The following is an 18,181-nucleotide window of genomic DNA, read 5'->3' on the forward strand; positions in this document are numbered from 1 at the left end:
ATGAGCCGCCAGCCTCGCGCCACGAACTCCGCACATCGAGGCCGCAGATTTGCCGCAACTCGCGGCCGCCTGCCGCATTGTTTCGGGGGAGCGACCAGGAGCGGAAGGCAGATGACCAGCACGATCGATACGGAACGCAGCGAGCAGAACGGTCGTGGGCGGGAGGCTGATGGCCCGACGCAGATTCCTCTGCAAGGCTGGAAGGATATTCTCTGGCGCCTTTACAACGAGGTGTCGGACGACCGCATCATGCTCGTCGCGGCAGGCGTGACCTACTACATCCTGCTCGCCTTCGTGCCGGGTCTTTCCGCCTTCATCTCGATCTACGGCCTGTTTCTCGACCCCTCCACGGTCACGGGGCACCTGTCGATGCTCCAGGGGATCATTCCCGGCGGCGCAATGGACATCCTCCAGGAACAGCTGACGCGGCTCGCCGAAAGGGGCAACACGTCGCTGTCGCTGACTCTTTTGATTTCCCTCGGCCTAGCCTTGTGGAGCGCCAACGCCGGCATGAAGGCGCTGTTCGAGGCGATGAACGTTGCCTACGATGAAAAGGAGTCGCGCGGCTTCATCAAGCTGACGGCCGTCTCGCTGTTGTTCACGCTCGGCGCCATGGCCATGATCATGGCCATCATCGTGGTCGTCATCGGCCTTCCCGCGGTGTTCGCTTTCATCGGGCTTGGGACGGGCACGGAATGGTTGATCCAGATCCTCTCCTATGCCGCGCTCTTTGTCCTGCTCTCGCTCGCCATCGCCGCGCTCTACCGCTGGGCGCCCAACCGCTCGCAGGCCAAATGGCGCTGGATCACCCCGGGCGGCGCGCTCGGCCTGATCGGCACTTTGATCATCTCGGTCCTCTTCACCTGGTACACCAGTAATTTCGGCTCCTATGACGCGACCTACGGCTCGCTCGGCGCCATCATCGGCTTCATGACCTGGATGTGGATCTCGCTGGTGCTCCTGATCCTTGGCGGCGAACTCAATTCCGAGCTCGAGCACCAGACGGCGATGGATACCACCACGGGCGTCGAGCAGCCTATGGGCGAGCGGGGTGCGCGCATGGCTGACTCGGTGGGGCGCAACTGGGGCGAGGCCGCCCGGCCGTCGAAAAACGCAATGTTTCCCGGCGAGCAGAAGGGCGCGCCTCCCCCGCCGCCCGAAAGGCGCAAGATCTCCCTCGGCACGCTCGCCGTGACCGTGCCGGCGGCGCTGATTCTGTCCTACGCCCAGAAGCGGGCCAAGCGGCGGAGCTGAGTGTTCAGCTCCGCCACTTCAGAAGACGTGAGATCAGGAAGATCGGGATAACGATGGCCGCGCCGAGCAGGAAATAGTCGACCGCGCGATTGAAAGACCCGAAGAGCGAGGACCATGCCCAATCGAAGAAGTCCACGATCCAGCGGATGATGTCGTTGGGTGTCCAAGAGAGCCAGGAGAGAAGAACGCCGACGAGCAGCGATATCAGCACGAGGCGGATCAACACCGATAGCGGCGAGCCGCCAAGAAACTGATGAACGCGTCCTGCCATTTCCGGCTCCTCGGCCAAACTCTTCACTTCGCACTGGCAGGTAGGCAATGCCGCGGTCTGCCGCAAGACGGCAGGCTCAGTCGGGCAGCATCGCCTGAAGCGTCTCCAGGCGATCCGCCTCGGCGGCGGGCTTGTCCCATCTGAGGCGCGATATGCGTGGGAAACGCATGGCGACGCCGGACTTGTGGCGCGACGAGCGGGCGAGCCCCTCGAAGGCGATCTCCAGCACGAGCCCGTGGCCGGGTTCCGCCCGAACCGAGCGCACCGGTCCGAAGCGCTCGATGGTGTTGTCGCGGATATATTTGTCGATCGCTTTCAGCTCCTCGTCGGTGAAGCCGAAATAGGCCTTGCCGACAGGAACGAGCTCCAGCGCGTCATCCGGACCGGTCCACACGCCGAACGTATAGTCCGAATAAAAGCTCGAGCGCTTGCCGTGGCCGCGCTGGGCGTACATCAGGACGGCATCGACGAGGTGCGGGTCCTGCTTCCACTTGAACCAGGGCCCCTTGGGGCGCCCCGGCAGGTAGGGGCTGTCCCAGCGCTTCAGCATGACGCCCTCGATCACCGGATGGGGCGGACTTTCGCGCTTTCCGGCGAGATCGGCGAAATCAGCGAAGGGCACCAGGGGCGAAAGGTCGAAACGCGACGGATCGAGCGCCGCGACGAAGCCTTCCAGGCGCTTGCGGCGCTCGGCGAAGAGGAGCGCGCGCGTGTCTTGCGCGCCGTCCTGGAGCAAATCGTAGATCCGCAGGAACACGGGAAACTTCCGCATCACGGCAACGCTGACGTTCTTGCGGTTGAGCCGCTGCTGGAGATCGGAGAACGTCCCGGTGACGATCCCCTCCCCTTCCGTTTTGGCGGGGTGCGCCACCAGGAGCTCGCCGTCGAGCGAGCCCTGAAAATCCATGTGCTCGATGAGATCGGGAAAGGCGCCAGAAATGTCGTCGCCCGTGCGCGAATAGAGCCGACACACCTCACCCTCGCGCGTCGCCTGGACGCGGATGCCGTCCCATTTCCACTCGGCGCTGTAATCCTCTGGCGTGATCTTGGCGTAGTCGGCCTCCTCCAGCGGCTGCGACAGCATGACGGGGCGAAAGGGCGCGGCGGCGGCCGAGGCGGGCTTTTCGCTCCTTCCCTCCAGCCAGGCGAAGAGGGTCTCATAGGGCGGCTCGAGGCCGTGCCAAAGCTCTTCGATCTCTGAGGTTTCCTTGCCGCCGAAGTCAGCCAGCGCCTGCTTGGCAAGACGCGCCGAGACGCCGATGCGCATCGCGCCGGTCACGAGCTTCAGCAACGCATATCGGCCAGAGGGGTCGAGCCGGTCCAGCCAGCCTTCCACCCGTCGCGGCCCTTCCTGCCGCGATGCGTGGCCGAGGCGCTCGACGATCTCGGTGAGGCTCGGCTGATCCGCGTCTTCCCCATCCGAACGCTGCGGCCAGGCGAGCGCGATGGTCTCGGCCAGATCGCCGACATAATCATAGGAATAGCCGAACAGCACCTCGTCCATGCGCTCGGTGATCAAGGCCCGCAGCATGGCCGGCTTGACGCTCTCGATGCGAAGCTCTCCGGTGATCGCGGCGAGCGCGTAGCCGCGCTCCGGGTCGGGAACGGCGCGGAAGAAGTCCGTCATCAACCGAAGCTTGCCGTTTCGCGAGGGCGTCAGAACTAGGCGGTCGAGAAGCTCGGCGAAACGCTTCATCAAAGCGGCGGGCCAAGGGGCGCGCCAACCTCCTTGCCGAGCCGCATGCGGCGCGCCTGGCGCAGCTTCAGATGATGCTTGGCGGTGAAGCGGGCGTCCGGATCGACTCCCTTTTCCGCCACCAGCCATTCCAGATACGCGTCCGGCACGGCCGAGATGAGCTCGCCCTTGTGCTTGCCCGACCGGAACTTGGTGAGGAGCGCCGGTTCCAGCGAGACCTTTTCCGCACGCTCAAGAAAGTCCCCGAGATCGGCGCAATCCGCCATTAAGGCGCCGGCGATCGCCCGGAGCAGAACGGCGGTGCAGACGGCATCATAGAGCGCGCGATGGGGATGCAGCGCGCAAAGGAGCGGACGCACCGACGAAAGGTCCAGCGGCACGTATTTCACCAACGACTGGAGGCCGTGCGCCCGCACCTCGGGAAAGGCGCGCAAGGCGAGCTTATGGGTGCAAAGCCACCGCCCGGTGAGGCCAAGCCTCGGCCGATCGAAGTCAGCGCGCTGGGCGGCATAGGCCGGAGCTCCGGCGAAGGCGGCCACGGCCTCGGCGAAAGGCGGCGCGCCGGCCAGCATGTCGTCGGTGATCTTGTGGACACGCCGCGCGCCGGGCTCGATCAAGACGCCTGCCGGATCGCAAAACGTCTGCATCGGATTAAAGATTTCGCCGGTGGACAGATCCAGATCGACCGAGCCGATTTCGATCACGGCGTCCTCGGAGAGGCGGTGCCCCGCCGTTTCGGTATCGATGACGCGCACCAACGGCCTCGCCGGTTCGGCGAACAGGGAGAGCGTTGCGGCGACGGGAGGAAAATAACCGGCCATTGCCTTCTCCTTCGCTCTTTATCAGCCGTTGTGCAAGCGGCTCGTTAACGGCGTGATATCGATGTCGAAGGCGGGCCGGCAGGCGCCAAGCAAGCCTTACGCAAGCCGATGTGGCTTTGGCGCTTGAACACGGCGCCGTTTATCGCTATCAGGACCCTCGTTCGCGCCGCCAACGGCCGCGCGGGCGCGCCGCATTAGCTCAGTTGGTAGAGCACGTCATTCGTAATGATGGGGTCGCTGGTTCGAGTCCGGCATGCGGCACCACCCCCCTCGTCTTCCCTGATGAACAGCCAAATCTTGCTTCTTTACCCGGCGTATTTATCGTAACGTTGGTGATCGTGACGAGAAGGCCCAAGCTGCGTGTTCGCCAGAATCGGCGGAAAGACGGCGCGACTGGTTGAAGAAGGCCCTCTCGAACATCTCGCGGAATTGTCGGCATCCGTTCATCCATGCCGGCCTTATCGGCCACGCGCTACGCTCACTGCGCATGATAAGCACCCTGACCGACCGAGTCGCGAAAGCCCTGTCGCAAGAGGATCGTCCAATCGATTCCCATCCGCGCCACAATTCGGAGCGGTGTCTCCTGAACATCGGCAATGACGACGAATGCCGCACCCTCGATCTTAGCGGCAGCGGCCATCGCCAGACAGATCGGACCGATCACCGAACGAAGAGAGCGAGGGGAGAGCGAGAGCGCGTTCATTCTTGCTCGCCAGAGCCATGCAAATCTGTGAACGTATGCATACGTTAGCCGAAGTGGAATGCACCCGCATTTGCCCGCCGCGAGAAGGGGCTTGGCCCGCTAAGCCCAGGGATTTGACCGCTGCGACGAGGACCGATCGATGAGTGAAGACAAGACCTGGCCTCGCCAAGAGCCGTGGAAGGTAGGAATTGCAGGGCGCTGCCCCCGCTGCGGTCAGGGCGGGCTGTTCAAGGGTTTTTTGACGCTACGCGATCGCTGCGAGGTCTGCGGCCTCGATTATTCCTTCGCCGAACCGGCAGATGGCCCGGCCTTCTTCGTTCTCTGCTTCACCTGCATCCCGGCCATGGTCGTCGCTGTCTGGCTCGAGGTGGCGTTCGAGCCGCCTTTTTGGGTGCATCTGATCGTCTCGCTTCCCCTGCTCCTCCTGTTCTGCATCCCGCCGCTCCGCCCTCTCAAGGGCTGGCTGGTGGCCAGCCAGTTCTATCACAAGGCTGCCGAGGGACGCCTCGTCAGACCGGGCGAGTCCTATGAGGCGAGGTCACCCGAAGCCGCCGAAACAGGCCAGGAGCCAGACGCCAGATTTTGACCATTGGCTTCACGTTCACCCGAGGCTTCATGCCCTTGCGTCCGAGACCATCCCGCTGCCGCATACCCAATTGGGTGGGCTGGCGGCCGCGGACGATGGCAGCGGGCGGCGTCTCGAGATCACCGTCGGAGCACCCGACAGGCTCGGGCCGGTCGCGTGCTCCACGGCCGATCTATTTTTTCCGGGTGGCCGCCATCTCGTCCAGCACGGCGGGAAGCTCGTCGAGCCGATCGATAACCCGAGTCGCTCCAAGTTTTTCGGTGGGCACCAAGCCGTATCCTCCCCGCACGATGATAACCGGCATCCCGGCGGCCTTGGCCGCCTCGACATCGTTCTCGCCGTCACCGATGAAGACGGCATCCTCCGGCGACAGACCAAGACGCTCGCACGCCAGAAGCAGCATTCCGGGGTGGGGCTTCTTGGGCGGACCGGAATCGCCGCCCACCACGGCATCCATCAGCTTACCAAGGCCGAAATGGCCGAGGACGGTCTCGGTCTCGGCCTCGTTCTTGTTGGTGACGACCGCGAGCCGATAGCCTGCCTGCGAGAGCGCTCGGGTGGCTTCGGCTGCACCAGGGTTGAGCGTCGTCAGCCGCGTCGCGCGCGGGCCGTAAATCGCCAGAAAGCGTTTTACAACCTTGTCGCGGGTCGCCTTGTCGATGGTCTTGCCGAGACCGGCATAGGCGCGCTGGATCAGCTTCGGCACCCCTGCCCCGATCATCTTGACCACCGCTTCATAGGTAAAGGGCGGCTCGCCATAGCTCGCCAAGGTCTCGTTCAACGCCTCATGGAGATCGGGCGCCGAATCGACCAGTGTCCCGTCGAGATCGAAGAGCGCGGCCCGCGGCCATTCCTCTCGCGCGCGAGGCTTGTCGTTCTGCGGCGGGTCGAGCGAAGCGATCATGCGGTCGGCGGCTCCAGCATCGCGAGCGTAATCCACTCGGCGGTCAGGGCGGGCTTGGCCGCCCCTTCCACCTCGACGCTCGTCTTCCAGGTGGATTGGATCGAAACCGCGCGCTCTGTCAGCCCGACGAGCTGAAAGCGGCCGCGCACCCGCGCTCCGCACTTCACCGGCTGGATGAAGCGGACGGTCTCAAAGCCGTAATTGACGCCCATGCGGGTGTGCTCGACGCCCGGCAAAACATCGTAGGCGAGCGCCGAAAGCAGCGAAAGCGTCAGGAAGCCGTGGGCGATGGTGCCGCCGAACGGCGTTTCCGCCTTGGCGCGCACGGGATCGACGTGGATGAACTGGTGATCGTGGGTGGCGTGGGCGAAAGCGTCGATCATGTCCTGATCGACCGTGAACCAGTTCGACACGAATTCCGGACCATTGAGGTGAGCCCGGTAATCGGCAGCGGGAACGAGACGCTGCCGCAGCGCGTCGGCATCGGCGCTCATGCGCCCTGTCGGCGTAGGCTGCCCGTTGCGAGCGGCATCATCCATCGTGTCGTTCCTCAAGATTCGCCCGTACGGCTTGTCCGTAGCGCGTGCCTATCCTGTTCGCGGCCCCGGTCAAAGGTCTATTTGCCGCAGCCCGCGCCAAGGACAATGCTCCGCCCGTCTCAGTCCTTGACGAGCGTCGTGCCGGACACGGCTATGCCGAAGCCCGTCAGCCCGACATAGGCTCGCTCATGCGTCGCCAGCACGGAGATGGAGCGCACGCCGAGATCGAGCAGGATCTGCGCGCCGAGCCCAACCTCGCGCCAACGCTGCATGCGGGCGAGCGCGCTGCTGTGAACCTCGGCCTCGTCTCCCTGGGGCGCGACTTGCGGGGTATCCGGCAGTTCCTCGACCTGCGGCGTGCGCAGGAGCACGATGACGCCGAAGCCGCGATCGGCCATTGCCTTGGTCGCGATCTTGGCCCAGCTTTCCTCGCCCTGGGCCTGCGCCATCAACTCCAGCGCAGGCTGCTCGCGATGAATGCGGGTCGGAACGCCGTCGCGGTCGGAGACATCGCCGAAAACCATGGCGACGTGCTGCATGGCGTCGAAGGGCGTGCGATAGACGCGCACCCGCACCGGAACGCCCTCCACTGACGTCTCCTCCTCGCGGACGCACTCGACAAAGGTTTCCCGTCGGATGCGATAGGAAATGAGGTCCTCGATGGAGATGATCTTGAGGCCATGCTCCCGGGCGAAGGGCACGAGCTCGGGAAGGCGCATCAGCGTGCCGTCGTCCTTGACGACCTCCGCCAGCACTGCGATGGAGCCGACGCCCGCCAGCTGGGCGAGATCGACGCCGGCCTCCGTATGGCCCGAACGCGTGAGCACCCCGCCGGCCCGCGCGATCAGCGGGAAGATGTGGCCCGGACGCAGAAAATCGCTGCCCTGACAGTTGTCATTGGCCAGAGCGCGCGCCGTGTTGTTTCGCTCCTCGGCCGAGATCCCGGTTGTCATGCCGACCTTGTAGTCCACCGAAACCGTGAAGGCGGTGCGCATGGGGTCGAGATTGTTGGCCACCATGGGTGGCAGGTTCAGCCGATCCGCGCGCTCGGCGGTCATCGGAACGCAGATGATGCCGCTGGTGTGGCGGATCATGAAACCCATTTTCTCAGGCGTCGAAGTGGCCGCCGCCATGATGAGATCGCCCTCATTCTCGCGGTCGGTATCGTCCACCACCACCACCAGCTCGCCGGCGGCGATCGCCGCAACGGCATCTTCGATCCTGTCGAGGTCCATCGGTTTTCCCATCGTCTCGTCGGCCGGCGCGGCACCCATTTCGTCAGCGCCCACATGCTCCGGCTCTAGGCGCTTTACCCCGGCTGATCAACGTCTGGCGGCGCCGGCGCGGTGAACGGAGCATTCAATGCCGGCAGCCCTCAGCCTCAGCCACGCCCGCGATAGGGCGGCACCCCCGGCTCTGGAACATAGGCGCCGGCGGGCGGGGCGCCGGTTTGCCAGAAAACGTCGATCGGGATGCCGCCGCGCGGATACCAGAAGCCGGCGATGCGAAGCCACAGCGGGGCCGTCGCGTCAACGATTCTGCGGGCGATCATCAGAGTGCAGTTCTCATGAAAAGCGCCGTGATTGCGGAAGCTGGTGAGAAACAGCTTCAGGGACTTCGATTCGACGAGACGGCTATCTGGAGCATAGTCGATGACGATATGGGCGAAGTCGGGCTGCCCCGTTACCGGGCAGAGGGACGTGAACTCGGGACAGGTGAAGCGCACGATGGCGGCCGGTCCCTCGCCTCTCGAATACGGCACGGTTTCCAGCGTTGCCTCCTGCGGAGAGGCAGCGGGGTGGGCTGGCCGGCCGAGCTGGCTAAGAGCACCGAGGTTTTCGGACATCAGGGTCTCCTGAAACGATTCCGGTCGATCTAAGGCGACGGCGAGCGCAACTCAACCGGCAGAGGAAAGACGCTCGCATCCCATGAAGAGAACGGCGGCTTGTTCAGCCTGGAGAACCATTTCCACAAGTGCCGGAAGCAACGCCATAGACCGCTCGATCGGCGGAACAAATCGCGGCTGGGGAACGGAATAATTAACTGCCCCAGGTCTATACCCGCGGTTGCTTCCGCCGCCAAGCACGAGCGATGATCAGTTCAATGATTCTTTCAAACGAAGAAAAAGAACGGCTCGAGACACTGGACCAGTATCTCTTGTCTGGAGCGTTCGACGAGCGCCAGTTCGATCACCTCGTCCAGCTGGCGGCGCGCATCTTCGCGATACCGAACTGCTACATCTCCACCATCGGCGCGACGGCGCAGATTTGCCGGGCCCACACCGGGGAGTTCCACTTCGAGGAAATCGCCCGCCAGGATTCATTCTGCAACTGGACCATTATCGACGAAAGCGACGACATTCTCGTGGTCGAGGACGCATGCGAGGATTCGCGCTTCGCCCAGAACATGCTGGTCAAGGGCTTTCCCTTCGTTCGATTTTACGCCGGTGCTGCCCTGATATCGCCCTCCGGCCACCGAATCGGCGCGCTCTGCCTCGTCGATGACAAGCCGCATCGGCTGAACGAGGAAGAACGCGCGACGCTGCGCTGCCTCGCCTCTTTCGTGATCGAACATATCGAATTGATGCGCCTTGGCCATGCCGCGCGGATCGACACCCTGACACAGTTGGCCAACCGGACCATGCTCCTGTCAGCCATACGCAAGAGCTTTGACGACAAGGTTCGCGCCACCGCAATGATCATCGATCTCGACGGTTTCAAGGAGATCAACGACACCCTCGGGCACAACGCCGGGGACTTCGTTCTCCAGGCAGTCGGCAAGAGACTGCGGGCGTTCGATGGGCAGGATCGCGTCATTGCACGCCTTGGCGGCGACGAGTTCGTGCTCTTTATTGCAAACTCCGCGGACCCTTTGGCATCCAAGAGGTTGGCGGGGGATCTCATTGCGGCGATCCAGGAGCCGATCGACGTCGACGGCCAGATCGTCCACATCTGCGCCAGCGTCGGCATCGCCTCTACCGCGACTTTAGACAGCGACGAGATGCAGGTTCTCGGCAATGCCGATCTTGCGCTCTACCAGGCAAAGGCGACAGGGCGCGGTTGCGCGCGGATTTTCACGGCAGACCTGCGGCATCGGGCGTTGGAGCGCGGCAACATCAACCTGGAACTGCAGGAGGCCTGGGAAACCCGAAGCTTCGAGCTTTACTATCAGCCACAGGTGTCCTTGCGCGATGGCAGCTGGGTGGGCGCCGAAGCGCTCATTCGCTGGAACTATCCCCATCGCGGCGTCGTGCTGCCGAGTGCGTTTCTTCCGGTGCTGGAGGCCAGCCACCTCGCCGCTCCGGTCGGCGAATGGATCATCCGCGCGGCCTGTCGGCAGGCGGCGAGCTGGCAGGAATTGGCTTCGGGGCGCTTCCGAATGGGCGTCAACCTTTTCGGCGCGCAGTTTCGCAATCGCGACCTCGCCGCGATCGTCGCGAAGGCGCTGGACGACCACGGCCTGCCCAGCCCGGCGCTGGAGCTGGAAATCACGGAGAACATCATCCTGCGCCGTGAACAGAGCACCATGGAGCAGCTGGAGGATTTGAGGGCGATGGGCGTCGGAATCGCCTTCGACGATTTCGGCACCGGCTACGCCTCGCTGGCCATGCTCAAGGACTATCCGGTCAGTCGCCTGAAGATCGATCGCTCGTTCATCCGCACCATCACTTCCAACCGTAAGGATCAGGTGATCGTCGAGGCCATCACATCACTCGCCAAGGGCATCGGGCTCGAAGTGATCGCCGAAGGCATCGAGCACGCCGAGCAGGCGGAGATCATGCGCGGCTATCATTGCCATGAAGCTCAAGGCTACTTCTTCGGCCGGCCGATGAAGGCGGCTGATTTCGAGCGGCAGTGGCAGCAAAGCCGTGAGCGCGCAAGCCTTCCGATCCTGGTGGGCCGAGCGGGCTGACCGATCCGGCTCCTGGCAGAATTTCCAAGGATCAAACTGGTTTTACAGCCCATCCGCGCTCGGCAAGCCGCAACAGCGCCTCCTCGGCGACCGCCTCCGGCGCCTTGTCCACGGTGACGAAGATGCCCGGCTCGTCTGCTTGCAGCGGCTCCAGATCGCCGAACTGCGAGGCCAGGAGCGAAGGCGGCATGTAATGGCCGGCCCGGCGCGCCACGCGCTCACCCACCAGCAGCTGATCGGCCGCCAAGAACAGGAAGCAGAGATCGACGTCGGCCTGTCGCAGGATGTCGCGATAACGCCGCTTCAGCGCGGAACAGGTGACGACAACGCTGGCGCCGCCGCGTGCCTGCTCATCGATCCAGTCGCGGATCGCGGCAAGCCACGGCTCCCGATCAGCATCCTGGAGCGGGATGCCGGCGGACATCTTGGCGATGTTCTCCAGGGGATGGAAGTCGTCGCCCTCCGCATAAGGCCATCCGAGACGCGCCGCCAGAACCATGGCCGTCGTCGTCTTTCCGACGCCGGAGGGCCCCATCACTACGATCGCCTTTGCCCGTCCGCCCATTTCACATCCGTTCGTTTCCGTCCGGCCCTCTTCAGCGCTCACTGCCGACACGGCCGAACGCGGCGAAGAACCTCCGAAGGCGCCATCCTGTCAAGCTTCTGGCGGCGCGGGAGAGATCGAACCGCCCAGGCTCGCCGATGCCCCAATTCTTGTCCGATCCGGAAGCACCCCATATCGAACATTGTTGCGCTTCATGTCTGACATGGTTATGGTACACCAACGGACTTGGGAGGCAAGCCGGAATGGTGGCGAACGGGAGCTCAGCTCAGGGATCACGAGGAGAGCGTGTGGCGACTTCGCTCGCCCATGATCTTCTGTCGGGCATCTACCGCGCCGGCGACGTTCTTCCCAAGGAAATGGAGTTGACCGCGCAGTTCGGCGTCAGCCGGGCATCCGTGCGCAGCGGCCTTCAGCTTTTGAATTCCTGCGGCATGGTCCGGCGCTATTCCGGCCAGGGAACCATCGTCCAGGAGTTCCGTGACTGGAACATCCTCGACCCAGTCTTCACCGGCTGGCTCGCCGAGCATGAAGCGCCCCACCCCGAGCTGCTGCGGGACTTCTTCGCCTTCCGCTACGGTGCGGAGCCGCTGATCGCGGCGATTGCGGCGATCAATGCCGGCGCGCGGGACCTTTTGGCCATGGAGGAGGCCTTCGAGGGCATGGTGCGCTCCGTCGATGCCGAACCTTCATGGGATCGTCGCGCCTTCAGCGAATTCGACGTCGATTTTCACGCGGCAATCTATCGCGGCACGCGCAACGCCATCTGGGCCCAGCTCGCCCATATTCTGCGCCCGGCCATCCGCCTCGTCGTCACCAAGAGCAACCAGACGGCGGATCTTCTGCAAGACAGCCTCGGCCGCCACAGACGGCTGATGGAGGCCATTCGCCTGAGAGACGCAAAGGGCGCTTTCGAGGCCGCGATCCGGGTGATGGATCGCACTGCACAGGACCTGAGAATCGAGACGCGCTCGGAAGGACTGACCGATGCCGCCGATCCGTTCCTCATCCTGACCCGTCGCCTTGCCGTGATGAACACGGTCGCGGCGGCCAACCGTTCCGATCAAGAAACGGAAACAACTCTAAGCATTCCAACGGAGGACTCAACACCATGACCGGTTCCAAAACCAACAGAATTCTGGCCGGCGTCTGCGCCGTGGCGATGGGAGCTCTTGCCACCACCGCCCTGACGGCAGGAAGCGCGCTCGCCGCCGCCGAATACAGCTGGACGTTCCAGACCTCGGAGACCAATGGCGAGCCGCAGTTCGAGATCAAGAAGGAGTGGGCCCAGAACGTCAAGACGATGAGCGGCGGGCGGATCGAGATCGAGATCCTGCCGGTCAACGCCGTTGTTCCGGCAAACCAGACCCTCGACGCTGTGGCTGCCGGCATTCTCCAGGGCCACCTAACCGATCCCAGCTACTTCTCGGGCAAGGACCCGGCCTTCGGCATGATCGGCAACCTCGTCGGCGCCTGGGGCGATCCGCTCGAGTTCCTGGAGTACATGAAGTACAACGGCGGGGACGAGATCTATAACGAGCTCGTCGAGCCCTACGGGCTGCACCTGATTGGTTCGGCCGCCACCGGCCTCGAGTCTCTGCCCTCGTCCAAGCCGATCCGCTCCGTCGACGACCTCAAGGGCCTGAAGCTGCGCGCCCCCGAGGGCATGGTCTACGACATCTTCTCCAAGGCCGGGGCAACGCCAGTGAATCTGCCCGGTTCGGAGGTCTACACCTCGCTCGAGAAGGGCGTGATCGACGCGGCCGACTATACCGTCTTCGCCACCAACCAGGCCCAGGGCCTGCACAGCTTCGCCAAATATCCGGCCTATCCGGGCTTCCACTCCCTGCCGATGGTGTCTGTCTCCATCAACAAGCAGATCTGGGACGGGCTGCCGGATGATCTGAAGAAGATCCTCGAGGTCTCGGTCGACTCCATGGCCTACGAGATGGTCGCCAAGCTGAAGCAGCGCGACATCAAGGCGGTCGCGGAAGCCCGCAAGGACCCGAACATCGAGATCATCGATCTGCCGGCCGAGGAGCGGGCCAAGTTCCGCAACATCGCCCGCCAGGAATGGGAAGTCTGGGCAAAGAAGAACGCCATCACGCAGAAGTACTATGATTCCGTGACGGCGTACCTCAAGGAAAACGGCATGATGTAAGGCGGTCCGGCGGCGGGGTATTGCATCCCGCCGCTTCCGTCTCCGGCATCATGACGGACGCAGCGCCCAACGTCGCGCCGTTCACGCCCTCACGGCGCAACGCCTCCCCAGCGCGCCGGCGCGCCCGATGCACGACCGGCGGCAGCGTCCCATCCCGGCGAGGTCAGCGAAAGTGCTCCCATGACCAATGAACCTTCCCTTCCCGATGCGGTCGAACCGTTGAAGGACGAGCCAAACTCCGGCGATCCGTCCGAGGACGGCCCGATCACGGGCCTCGACCGCCTCATCGGCCTTGCCAGCCGAGCCATCGCTTGGCTGGTGTTTATCGCGACGGCCATTTCCGTCTACGAGGTGTTCATGCGCTATGCGCTGAACTCGCCAACCTCGTGGGTGCACGAGACGACCGTCTTCCTCATCTCCGTCATCTTCGCGCTCGGCGGCCCTATCGCGCTTGCCCGCAACAAGCACATCCGGGTCCGCATCCTCTATGATCTGGCGGGGCCGCGCATGCGCTGGGTGCTCGACATCGTCAACGGCGTGCTGACGCTGGTCTTCACCTTCGGCATGACCTACGCGGCCTGGCTGATGTTCTTCACCGCCTCGCACAATCCGCTGGGCGAATGGCAGCTGGAACGGTCCGGCACCTCCTGGAATCCACCGTTCCCAGCCATCACCAAGGGCGTCATCCTTCTCGCCGTGGCGATCATGCTGGTTCAGGCGTTGATGCATCTGTTCCACACGCTGACCCACTGGCCGCGCCAGACGCCGGCTCAGCAAGGAGGGCGCTGACATGGGCGGCCTTGGCCTCAACGCGATGGGTATCGAATACGGTACCTATCTCCTCATCGGCGGAATCTTCGGCCTGCTCCTGACGGGCCTGCCTCTCGCCTTCGTCACGGGTCTCGTCGCCCTCATCTTCACTTTCGGCTGGTTCGGGCCGAATGCTCTGCCGCTCATCACCAGCCGCGTCTACGGCTTCATCACCGAGTATTCGCTGGTCGCGGTGCCGATGTTCGTCTTCATGGCCTCGCTCCTCGACCGATCGGGGATCGCGAAGGACCTCTTCAACTCGATGCGAATATTGGCGGGGCGGCTTCCCGGCGGCGTTGCGGTGCAAACCCTCGTCGTGGCGTTCCTGCTGGCGGCAATGTCGGGCATCATCGGCGGCGAGATCGTTCTTCTCGGCCTGCTCGCCCTGCCCCAGATGCTGCGCCTCGGCTACGATCGGTCGATCGCCATCGGCGTGGTGTGCGCCGGCGGATCATTGGGCACGATGATCCCGCCCTCGATCGTCTTGATCATCTACGGCCTCATCGCGAGCGTCTCGATCGCGGACACCTTCGCGGCGGCGGTGACGCCGGGCACGATCCTGATGCTGTCCTACGTCGCCTATGTGCTGTTCCGCTGCCTGCGCAATCCGGAGCTCGGCCCCCCGTTACCGGAGCGCGACCGCCTGCCGGCCAAGGAACGCCTCGTCGTCATCGCCACGGGCCTGTTCTGGCCGGTCATCATCATCGGCATCGTTCTCGGCACCATCTATGGCGGCATCGCTTCGGTGACGGAAGCGGCGGCGATGGGCGTCGTCGGCGTGCTGCTCGCCATCGTCGTGCGCGGCGAATTCTCGCCGAAGCTGCTTCAGCAAAGCGTTCAGCACACCATCGACACCTGCGGTATGATCATCTGGATCGGCGTGGGCGCCGCCATTCTCGTCGGCGTCTACAACCTGATGGGTGGCAATCGCTTCGTCTCGGCGACGATCCTCGGCCTCGACGCGGCCCCCTGGGTCATAATCGTCGTGATGATGGTCATTCTCGGCGTTCTCGGCCTCTTCCTGGACTGGATCGGCATTGCGATGCTCGCTCTGCCGATCTTCGTGCCGATCATCGTCCAACTCGGCTACGACCCGGTGTGGTTCGGCGTCCTCTTCGCCATCAACATGCAGGTGTCGTTCCTGAGTCCGCCCTTCGGTCCGGCGGCATTCTACCTGAAGGGCGTCGCGCCGAAGGAGATATCGCTCCAGAACATCTTCATGGCGCTCATTCCCTTCATCTGCATCCAGGTCGCGGTTCTGGCGCTGATCATCGCCTTCCCCGAAGTCTCGATGTGGATCTTGCGCTGAGCCTCGCTCTTCGTGGAGCACGCAAAAGAACCGGCGAGAGCAATCTCGCCGGTTCTTTTGTTTCCGATCCGCCGTGGTCGAACGTGGCAGTCTTCAGAGATCGAGCGTCAGGCGATGATCCTGCGCCGAACGCGAGACTTGGAGGCGGCGTGGACCCGTCGGCATCTCCCATCCCGATGCGCCATAGCGCGCCAGCAGTCGCGCCCGGATCGGCAGATCAACGCGCACGGTTTCGCCCGGCCCCGCCGTGACCACGGCAAATCCCACCAGGGCGATGGGCGCCGCCTCCTTGTCGCCCTGCGGTGCGTCGGCATAGATCTGCACGACCTCACGCGAGGAGCGGCTCGCGCGATTGGTGAGGCTGACCGACACAACTGCGCCGATGGCGTCGAGATCAGCAGGATCGGCTCCATCGTGCCGTTCCGCCGCCGCGTCCGCATACTCCCAGTCGCCGTAGCCGAGCCCATGGCCGAAGGCGAAAAGCGGAGCCTTGCCGGCCGCGACATAGCCGCGGTAACCGAGCTTCAGCCCTTCCGCATAGACATGGCGGCCGGCCACCGGCAACGTCTCCAGCACCGGCACGTCTTCCACGCGACGGGGCAGGCTGGCAGCCAGACGCCCGGAAGGCTCGGACCTGCCAAGAAGCACATCGGCGAGCGCCGCGCCGTATTCCTGACCGCCGAGTCCGCTCCATAGGATCGCCGACGCTCGCTCGGCCCAGGGCATGATCACCGGCGAGGCCGCATTGACCACGATGATGGTGTTTGGATTGGCGGCGAGAACCGCCTCGACCAGTTCGTCCTGTCGACCGGGCAGGTCCAGGGAGGGTCGGTCGAAAGCCTCGGTCTCCTCCTGGTCCGTGTTGCCGACGACGACGATGGCAACGTCCGCCTGACGCGCCGCCTCGGCGGCCTGGCGGATGCGCTCGTCCTCCACAGCGCCGGGACCACGATAGCCGAAGCCAAGCGGCACGAAGATGTCGAGCTCTCTCGTCTCGACGACCCGGCTTGCGACGATATCGATCGTGTCGCCCGCCTTCGCGGAAAAGGAAACGACGGCCTGGTGAGGTTTTACGACATATTCGAAATTGCTCTCGCTATCGCCGTCGAGATCGATCGAGTGCTCGTCCTGATCCCTGAGGCGCAGGACGACCATGCCGCATCCGGCGACGGCCAGCTGATGTTCCCCCGATTCATCGGCCGTCAACCGCCCGCGAACCTCGATCCGCGACGTGCCGGCGGGCAGCGCGCCGGCGCTGTGGCCGGCCCAGAGAAGCCGGCTGGTGCGCCGATGCTCGCTTTCGAGCAGGGAGCCATCGGCGGCATAGAAATTGACCCGAAGGCCAGGCTCGCCTGTCTCGGGGTCCTGCGTCGCATCGAGTGGAAGATCGGGCAACAGGCGATGCGCCGTCACGCCTTCCACCAGCTCGATCCGCGTGCTGTCGCCCAGCGCGGCGCGAAGTCCCTCGGCAGGCGAAATCGTCATCGGCGGCGTCAGCGACGCCGATCCCCCGCCCTGAAGTGTCGGCCGGTTCGTCATGGGGCCGATCAGGGCGATGCTTGCCGGCGGAGAGCCGAGCGGCAGAAGCGGCTGGCCCGCGACTGGCTCGTTTTTCAGCAGCGTCATGCACCGCGCGGCCAATTCGCGCAGCAGCGGCGCCATCTCGCGCGGCGGCCGCTCGGGGCCCGTGGCCGGGGCGCGGGAAAAGCCGCCAACGCGGGCCGCCAGCCGCAACACGCGCAGGAGGTGATCGTCCACCACTTCTTGCGGCACCTCGCCGCTTTCGACGCTGACGGCGATGACGCGGCGATAATCCAGATCAGGTCCCGGCATGGCGAGGTCGAGCCCGCCGAGCACCGCGCCAAGCTTGTTGCGCGTTGCCGTCCAATCGGAAATGAGGGCGCCGTCGAAACCCCACTCGCCCTTCAGCACGCCGTCGTTGAGGCGTCCATTGACGGTCATGGTCTGGCCGGAGAGGCCGTTATAGGCGGCCATGACGCTCGCCGCGCCCGCCTTCACCGTCATCTCGAAAGGCAGGAGATAGGCTTCCCGCAGAGTGCGCTCGTCGACGGAGACATCGTAGCACATGCGCCCGGTCTCGGTTTCGTTGCACACGAAGTGCTTCACGCAGGCGCCGACACCCTCGCCCTGAAGCCCCGCGACATAAGCCACCGCGAGCCGGGCGGTGAGCAGCGGGTCCTCGCTGAAATACTCGAAGTTGCGCCCGCCGAGCGGGGAGCGCTGGAGGTTGACGCCGGGGCCGAGGAGGACATCGACGCCCTTCCGGCGCGCCTCGGCCGCGAGCATCCGACCGACCGCAACCAGCAGATCCTCGTCCCAGGTGGCGGCGAGGCTGGAGACGGCCGGGAGCAGCGCCGAGAGATTTTCCTCATGCCCCCAGGCAAAGCCGCGCACGCCGTTCGGCCCATCGGAGAAGATCACCGCCCTGAGCCCGATCTTCGGTTCGCTGGGCATCGACCAGTTGTCCGCGCCGGCCAAAAGGCGGACTTTCTCTTCAAGGGTAAGGCCGGCGATCTTTCGACGAAGATCGGCCTCGTCCGCCGTGCCGAGACCATGGGAATGGGCGATGGGCCCTTGCTTCAATCGGCTCATGGAGGACCTTTCGAAATAAAACCGGGAGGCTGCCGCAGCT

General features: G+C 64.4%; 17 protein-coding genes and 1 tRNA gene. 8 read left to right on the forward strand and 10 right to left on the reverse strand.

Features of this window, described 5'->3' with window-relative positions; genetic code table 11:
* Positions 1-111: 111 nt before the first annotated feature.
* Positions 112-1,254 (forward strand): YihY/virulence factor BrkB family protein, encoded by a 1,143-nt coding sequence (locus tag B5D38_RS03035; RefSeq protein ID WP_245318760.1) that lies wholly within the window; start codon positions 112-114, stop codon positions 1,252-1,254.
* A gap of 4 nt (positions 1,255-1,258) precedes the next feature.
* On the opposite strand, the gene B5D38_RS03040 is transcribed toward B5D38_RS03035, so the two are convergent.
* The 3 genes from B5D38_RS03040 to B5D38_RS03050 form a co-directional block, all read right to left on the reverse strand.
* Entirely contained in the window at positions 1,259-1,525 is a 267-nt protein-coding gene (locus B5D38_RS03040; protein WP_078706891.1) for a DUF6460 domain-containing protein, read from the reverse strand.
* Between the two features lie 76 nt (positions 1,526-1,601).
* Complete coding sequence (locus B5D38_RS03045) at positions 1,602-3,221, reverse strand: cisplatin damage response ATP-dependent DNA ligase (protein ID WP_078706892.1); 1,620 nt, start codon at positions 3,219-3,221, stop codon at positions 1,602-1,604.
* Positions 3,221-4,042, reverse strand: a complete 822-nt coding sequence (locus tag B5D38_RS03050) for an exonuclease domain-containing protein (protein ID WP_078706893.1) — start codon at positions 4,040-4,042, stop codon at positions 3,221-3,223. The genes B5D38_RS03045 and B5D38_RS03050 overlap by 1 nt, the downstream gene beginning before the upstream one ends.
* A gap of 188 nt (positions 4,043-4,230) precedes the next feature.
* Between B5D38_RS03050 and B5D38_RS03055 the strand changes: the two genes are divergently transcribed.
* Positions 4,231-4,306, forward strand: a tRNA-Thr gene (locus B5D38_RS03055).
* A 214-nt stretch (positions 4,307-4,520) separates the two neighbouring features.
* On the opposite strand, the gene B5D38_RS03060 is transcribed toward B5D38_RS03055, so the two are convergent.
* Positions 4,521-4,745 carry a hypothetical protein gene (locus B5D38_RS03060; RefSeq protein ID WP_078706894.1) on the reverse strand — a complete coding sequence of 75 codons (225 nt, stop codon included), beginning with the start codon at positions 4,743-4,745 and terminating at the stop codon, positions 4,521-4,523.
* A gap of 139 nt (positions 4,746-4,884) precedes the next feature.
* Here B5D38_RS03060 and B5D38_RS03065 point away from each other — a divergent pair, with 139 nt between their 5' ends.
* Positions 4,885-5,331, forward strand: a complete 447-nt coding sequence (locus B5D38_RS03065) for a DUF983 domain-containing protein (protein WP_078706895.1) — start codon at positions 4,885-4,887, stop codon at positions 5,329-5,331.
* Between the two features lie 172 nt (positions 5,332-5,503).
* Here the strand turns inward: B5D38_RS03065 and gph are convergent, their stop codons facing one another.
* The 4 genes from gph to queF all read right to left on the reverse strand — a co-directional run bounded on the left by gph (position 5,504) and on the right by queF (position 8,620).
* Positions 5,504-6,235, reverse strand: coding sequence for a phosphoglycolate phosphatase (gph, locus tag B5D38_RS03070; protein ID WP_078706896.1), 732 nt, complete (start codon positions 6,233-6,235; stop codon positions 5,504-5,506).
* Entirely contained in the window at positions 6,232-6,729 is a 498-nt protein-coding gene (locus B5D38_RS03075) for a MaoC family dehydratase (protein WP_078707095.1), read from the reverse strand. Before B5D38_RS03075 ends, gph begins: the two co-directional genes overlap by 4 nt.
* 164 nt (positions 6,730-6,893) lie before the next feature.
* Positions 6,894-8,009, reverse strand: coding sequence for a 3,4-dihydroxy-2-butanone-4-phosphate synthase (gene ribB, locus B5D38_RS03080; protein WP_078707096.1), 1,116 nt, complete (start codon positions 8,007-8,009; stop codon positions 6,894-6,896).
* Positions 8,010-8,155: 146 nt separating this feature from the next.
* On the reverse strand, positions 8,156-8,620 hold the full coding sequence (gene queF / locus B5D38_RS03085; RefSeq protein ID WP_078706897.1) for a preQ(1) synthase: 465 nt from the start codon (positions 8,618-8,620) through the stop codon (positions 8,156-8,158).
* Between the two features lie 257 nt (positions 8,621-8,877).
* Between queF and B5D38_RS03090 the strand changes: the two genes are divergently transcribed.
* Positions 8,878-10,686 (forward strand): sensor domain-containing phosphodiesterase, encoded by a 1,809-nt coding sequence (locus B5D38_RS03090; protein ID WP_207552876.1) that lies wholly within the window; start codon positions 8,878-8,880, stop codon positions 10,684-10,686.
* Between the two features lie 31 nt (positions 10,687-10,717).
* Here B5D38_RS03090 and B5D38_RS03095 read toward each other — a convergent pair whose 3' ends face one another.
* Positions 10,718-11,251, reverse strand: a complete 534-nt coding sequence (locus tag B5D38_RS03095) for a gluconokinase (RefSeq protein ID WP_245318762.1) — start codon at positions 11,249-11,251, stop codon at positions 10,718-10,720.
* Between the two features lie 287 nt (positions 11,252-11,538).
* Between B5D38_RS03095 and B5D38_RS03100 the strand changes: the two genes are divergently transcribed.
* From B5D38_RS03100 to B5D38_RS03115, 4 genes are all read left to right on the forward strand, one after another.
* Complete coding sequence (locus B5D38_RS03100; RefSeq protein WP_078706898.1) at positions 11,539-12,363, forward strand: FadR/GntR family transcriptional regulator; 825 nt, start codon at positions 11,539-11,541, stop codon at positions 12,361-12,363.
* Positions 12,360-13,409 (forward strand): TRAP transporter substrate-binding protein, encoded by a 1,050-nt coding sequence (locus B5D38_RS03105; protein ID WP_078706899.1) that lies wholly within the window; start codon positions 12,360-12,362, stop codon positions 13,407-13,409. Before B5D38_RS03100 ends, B5D38_RS03105 begins: the two co-directional genes overlap by 4 nt.
* A 180-nt stretch (positions 13,410-13,589) precedes the next feature.
* On the forward strand, positions 13,590-14,198 hold the full coding sequence (locus tag B5D38_RS03110) for a TRAP transporter small permease subunit (RefSeq protein ID WP_078706900.1): 609 nt from the start codon (positions 13,590-13,592) through the stop codon (positions 14,196-14,198).
* Between the two features lies 1 nt (position 14,199).
* Positions 14,200-15,528 carry a TRAP transporter large permease gene (locus B5D38_RS03115; RefSeq protein WP_245318763.1) on the forward strand — a complete coding sequence of 443 codons (1,329 nt, stop codon included), beginning with the start codon at positions 14,200-14,202 and terminating at the stop codon, positions 15,526-15,528.
* Between the two features lie 93 nt (positions 15,529-15,621).
* On the opposite strand, the gene B5D38_RS03120 is transcribed toward B5D38_RS03115, so the two are convergent.
* The gene (locus B5D38_RS03120) at positions 15,622-18,141 is read right to left on the reverse strand and encodes a beta-glucosidase (RefSeq protein WP_078706901.1); all 2,520 of its coding nucleotides are present in this window, start codon (positions 18,139-18,141) and stop codon (positions 15,622-15,624) included.
* Positions 18,142-18,181: the final 40 nt, after the last annotated feature.

This window comes from Consotaella salsifontis, assembly GCF_900167365.1.
Taxonomy (GTDB): Bacteria; Pseudomonadota; Alphaproteobacteria; order Rhizobiales; family Rhizobiaceae; genus Consotaella; species Consotaella salsifontis.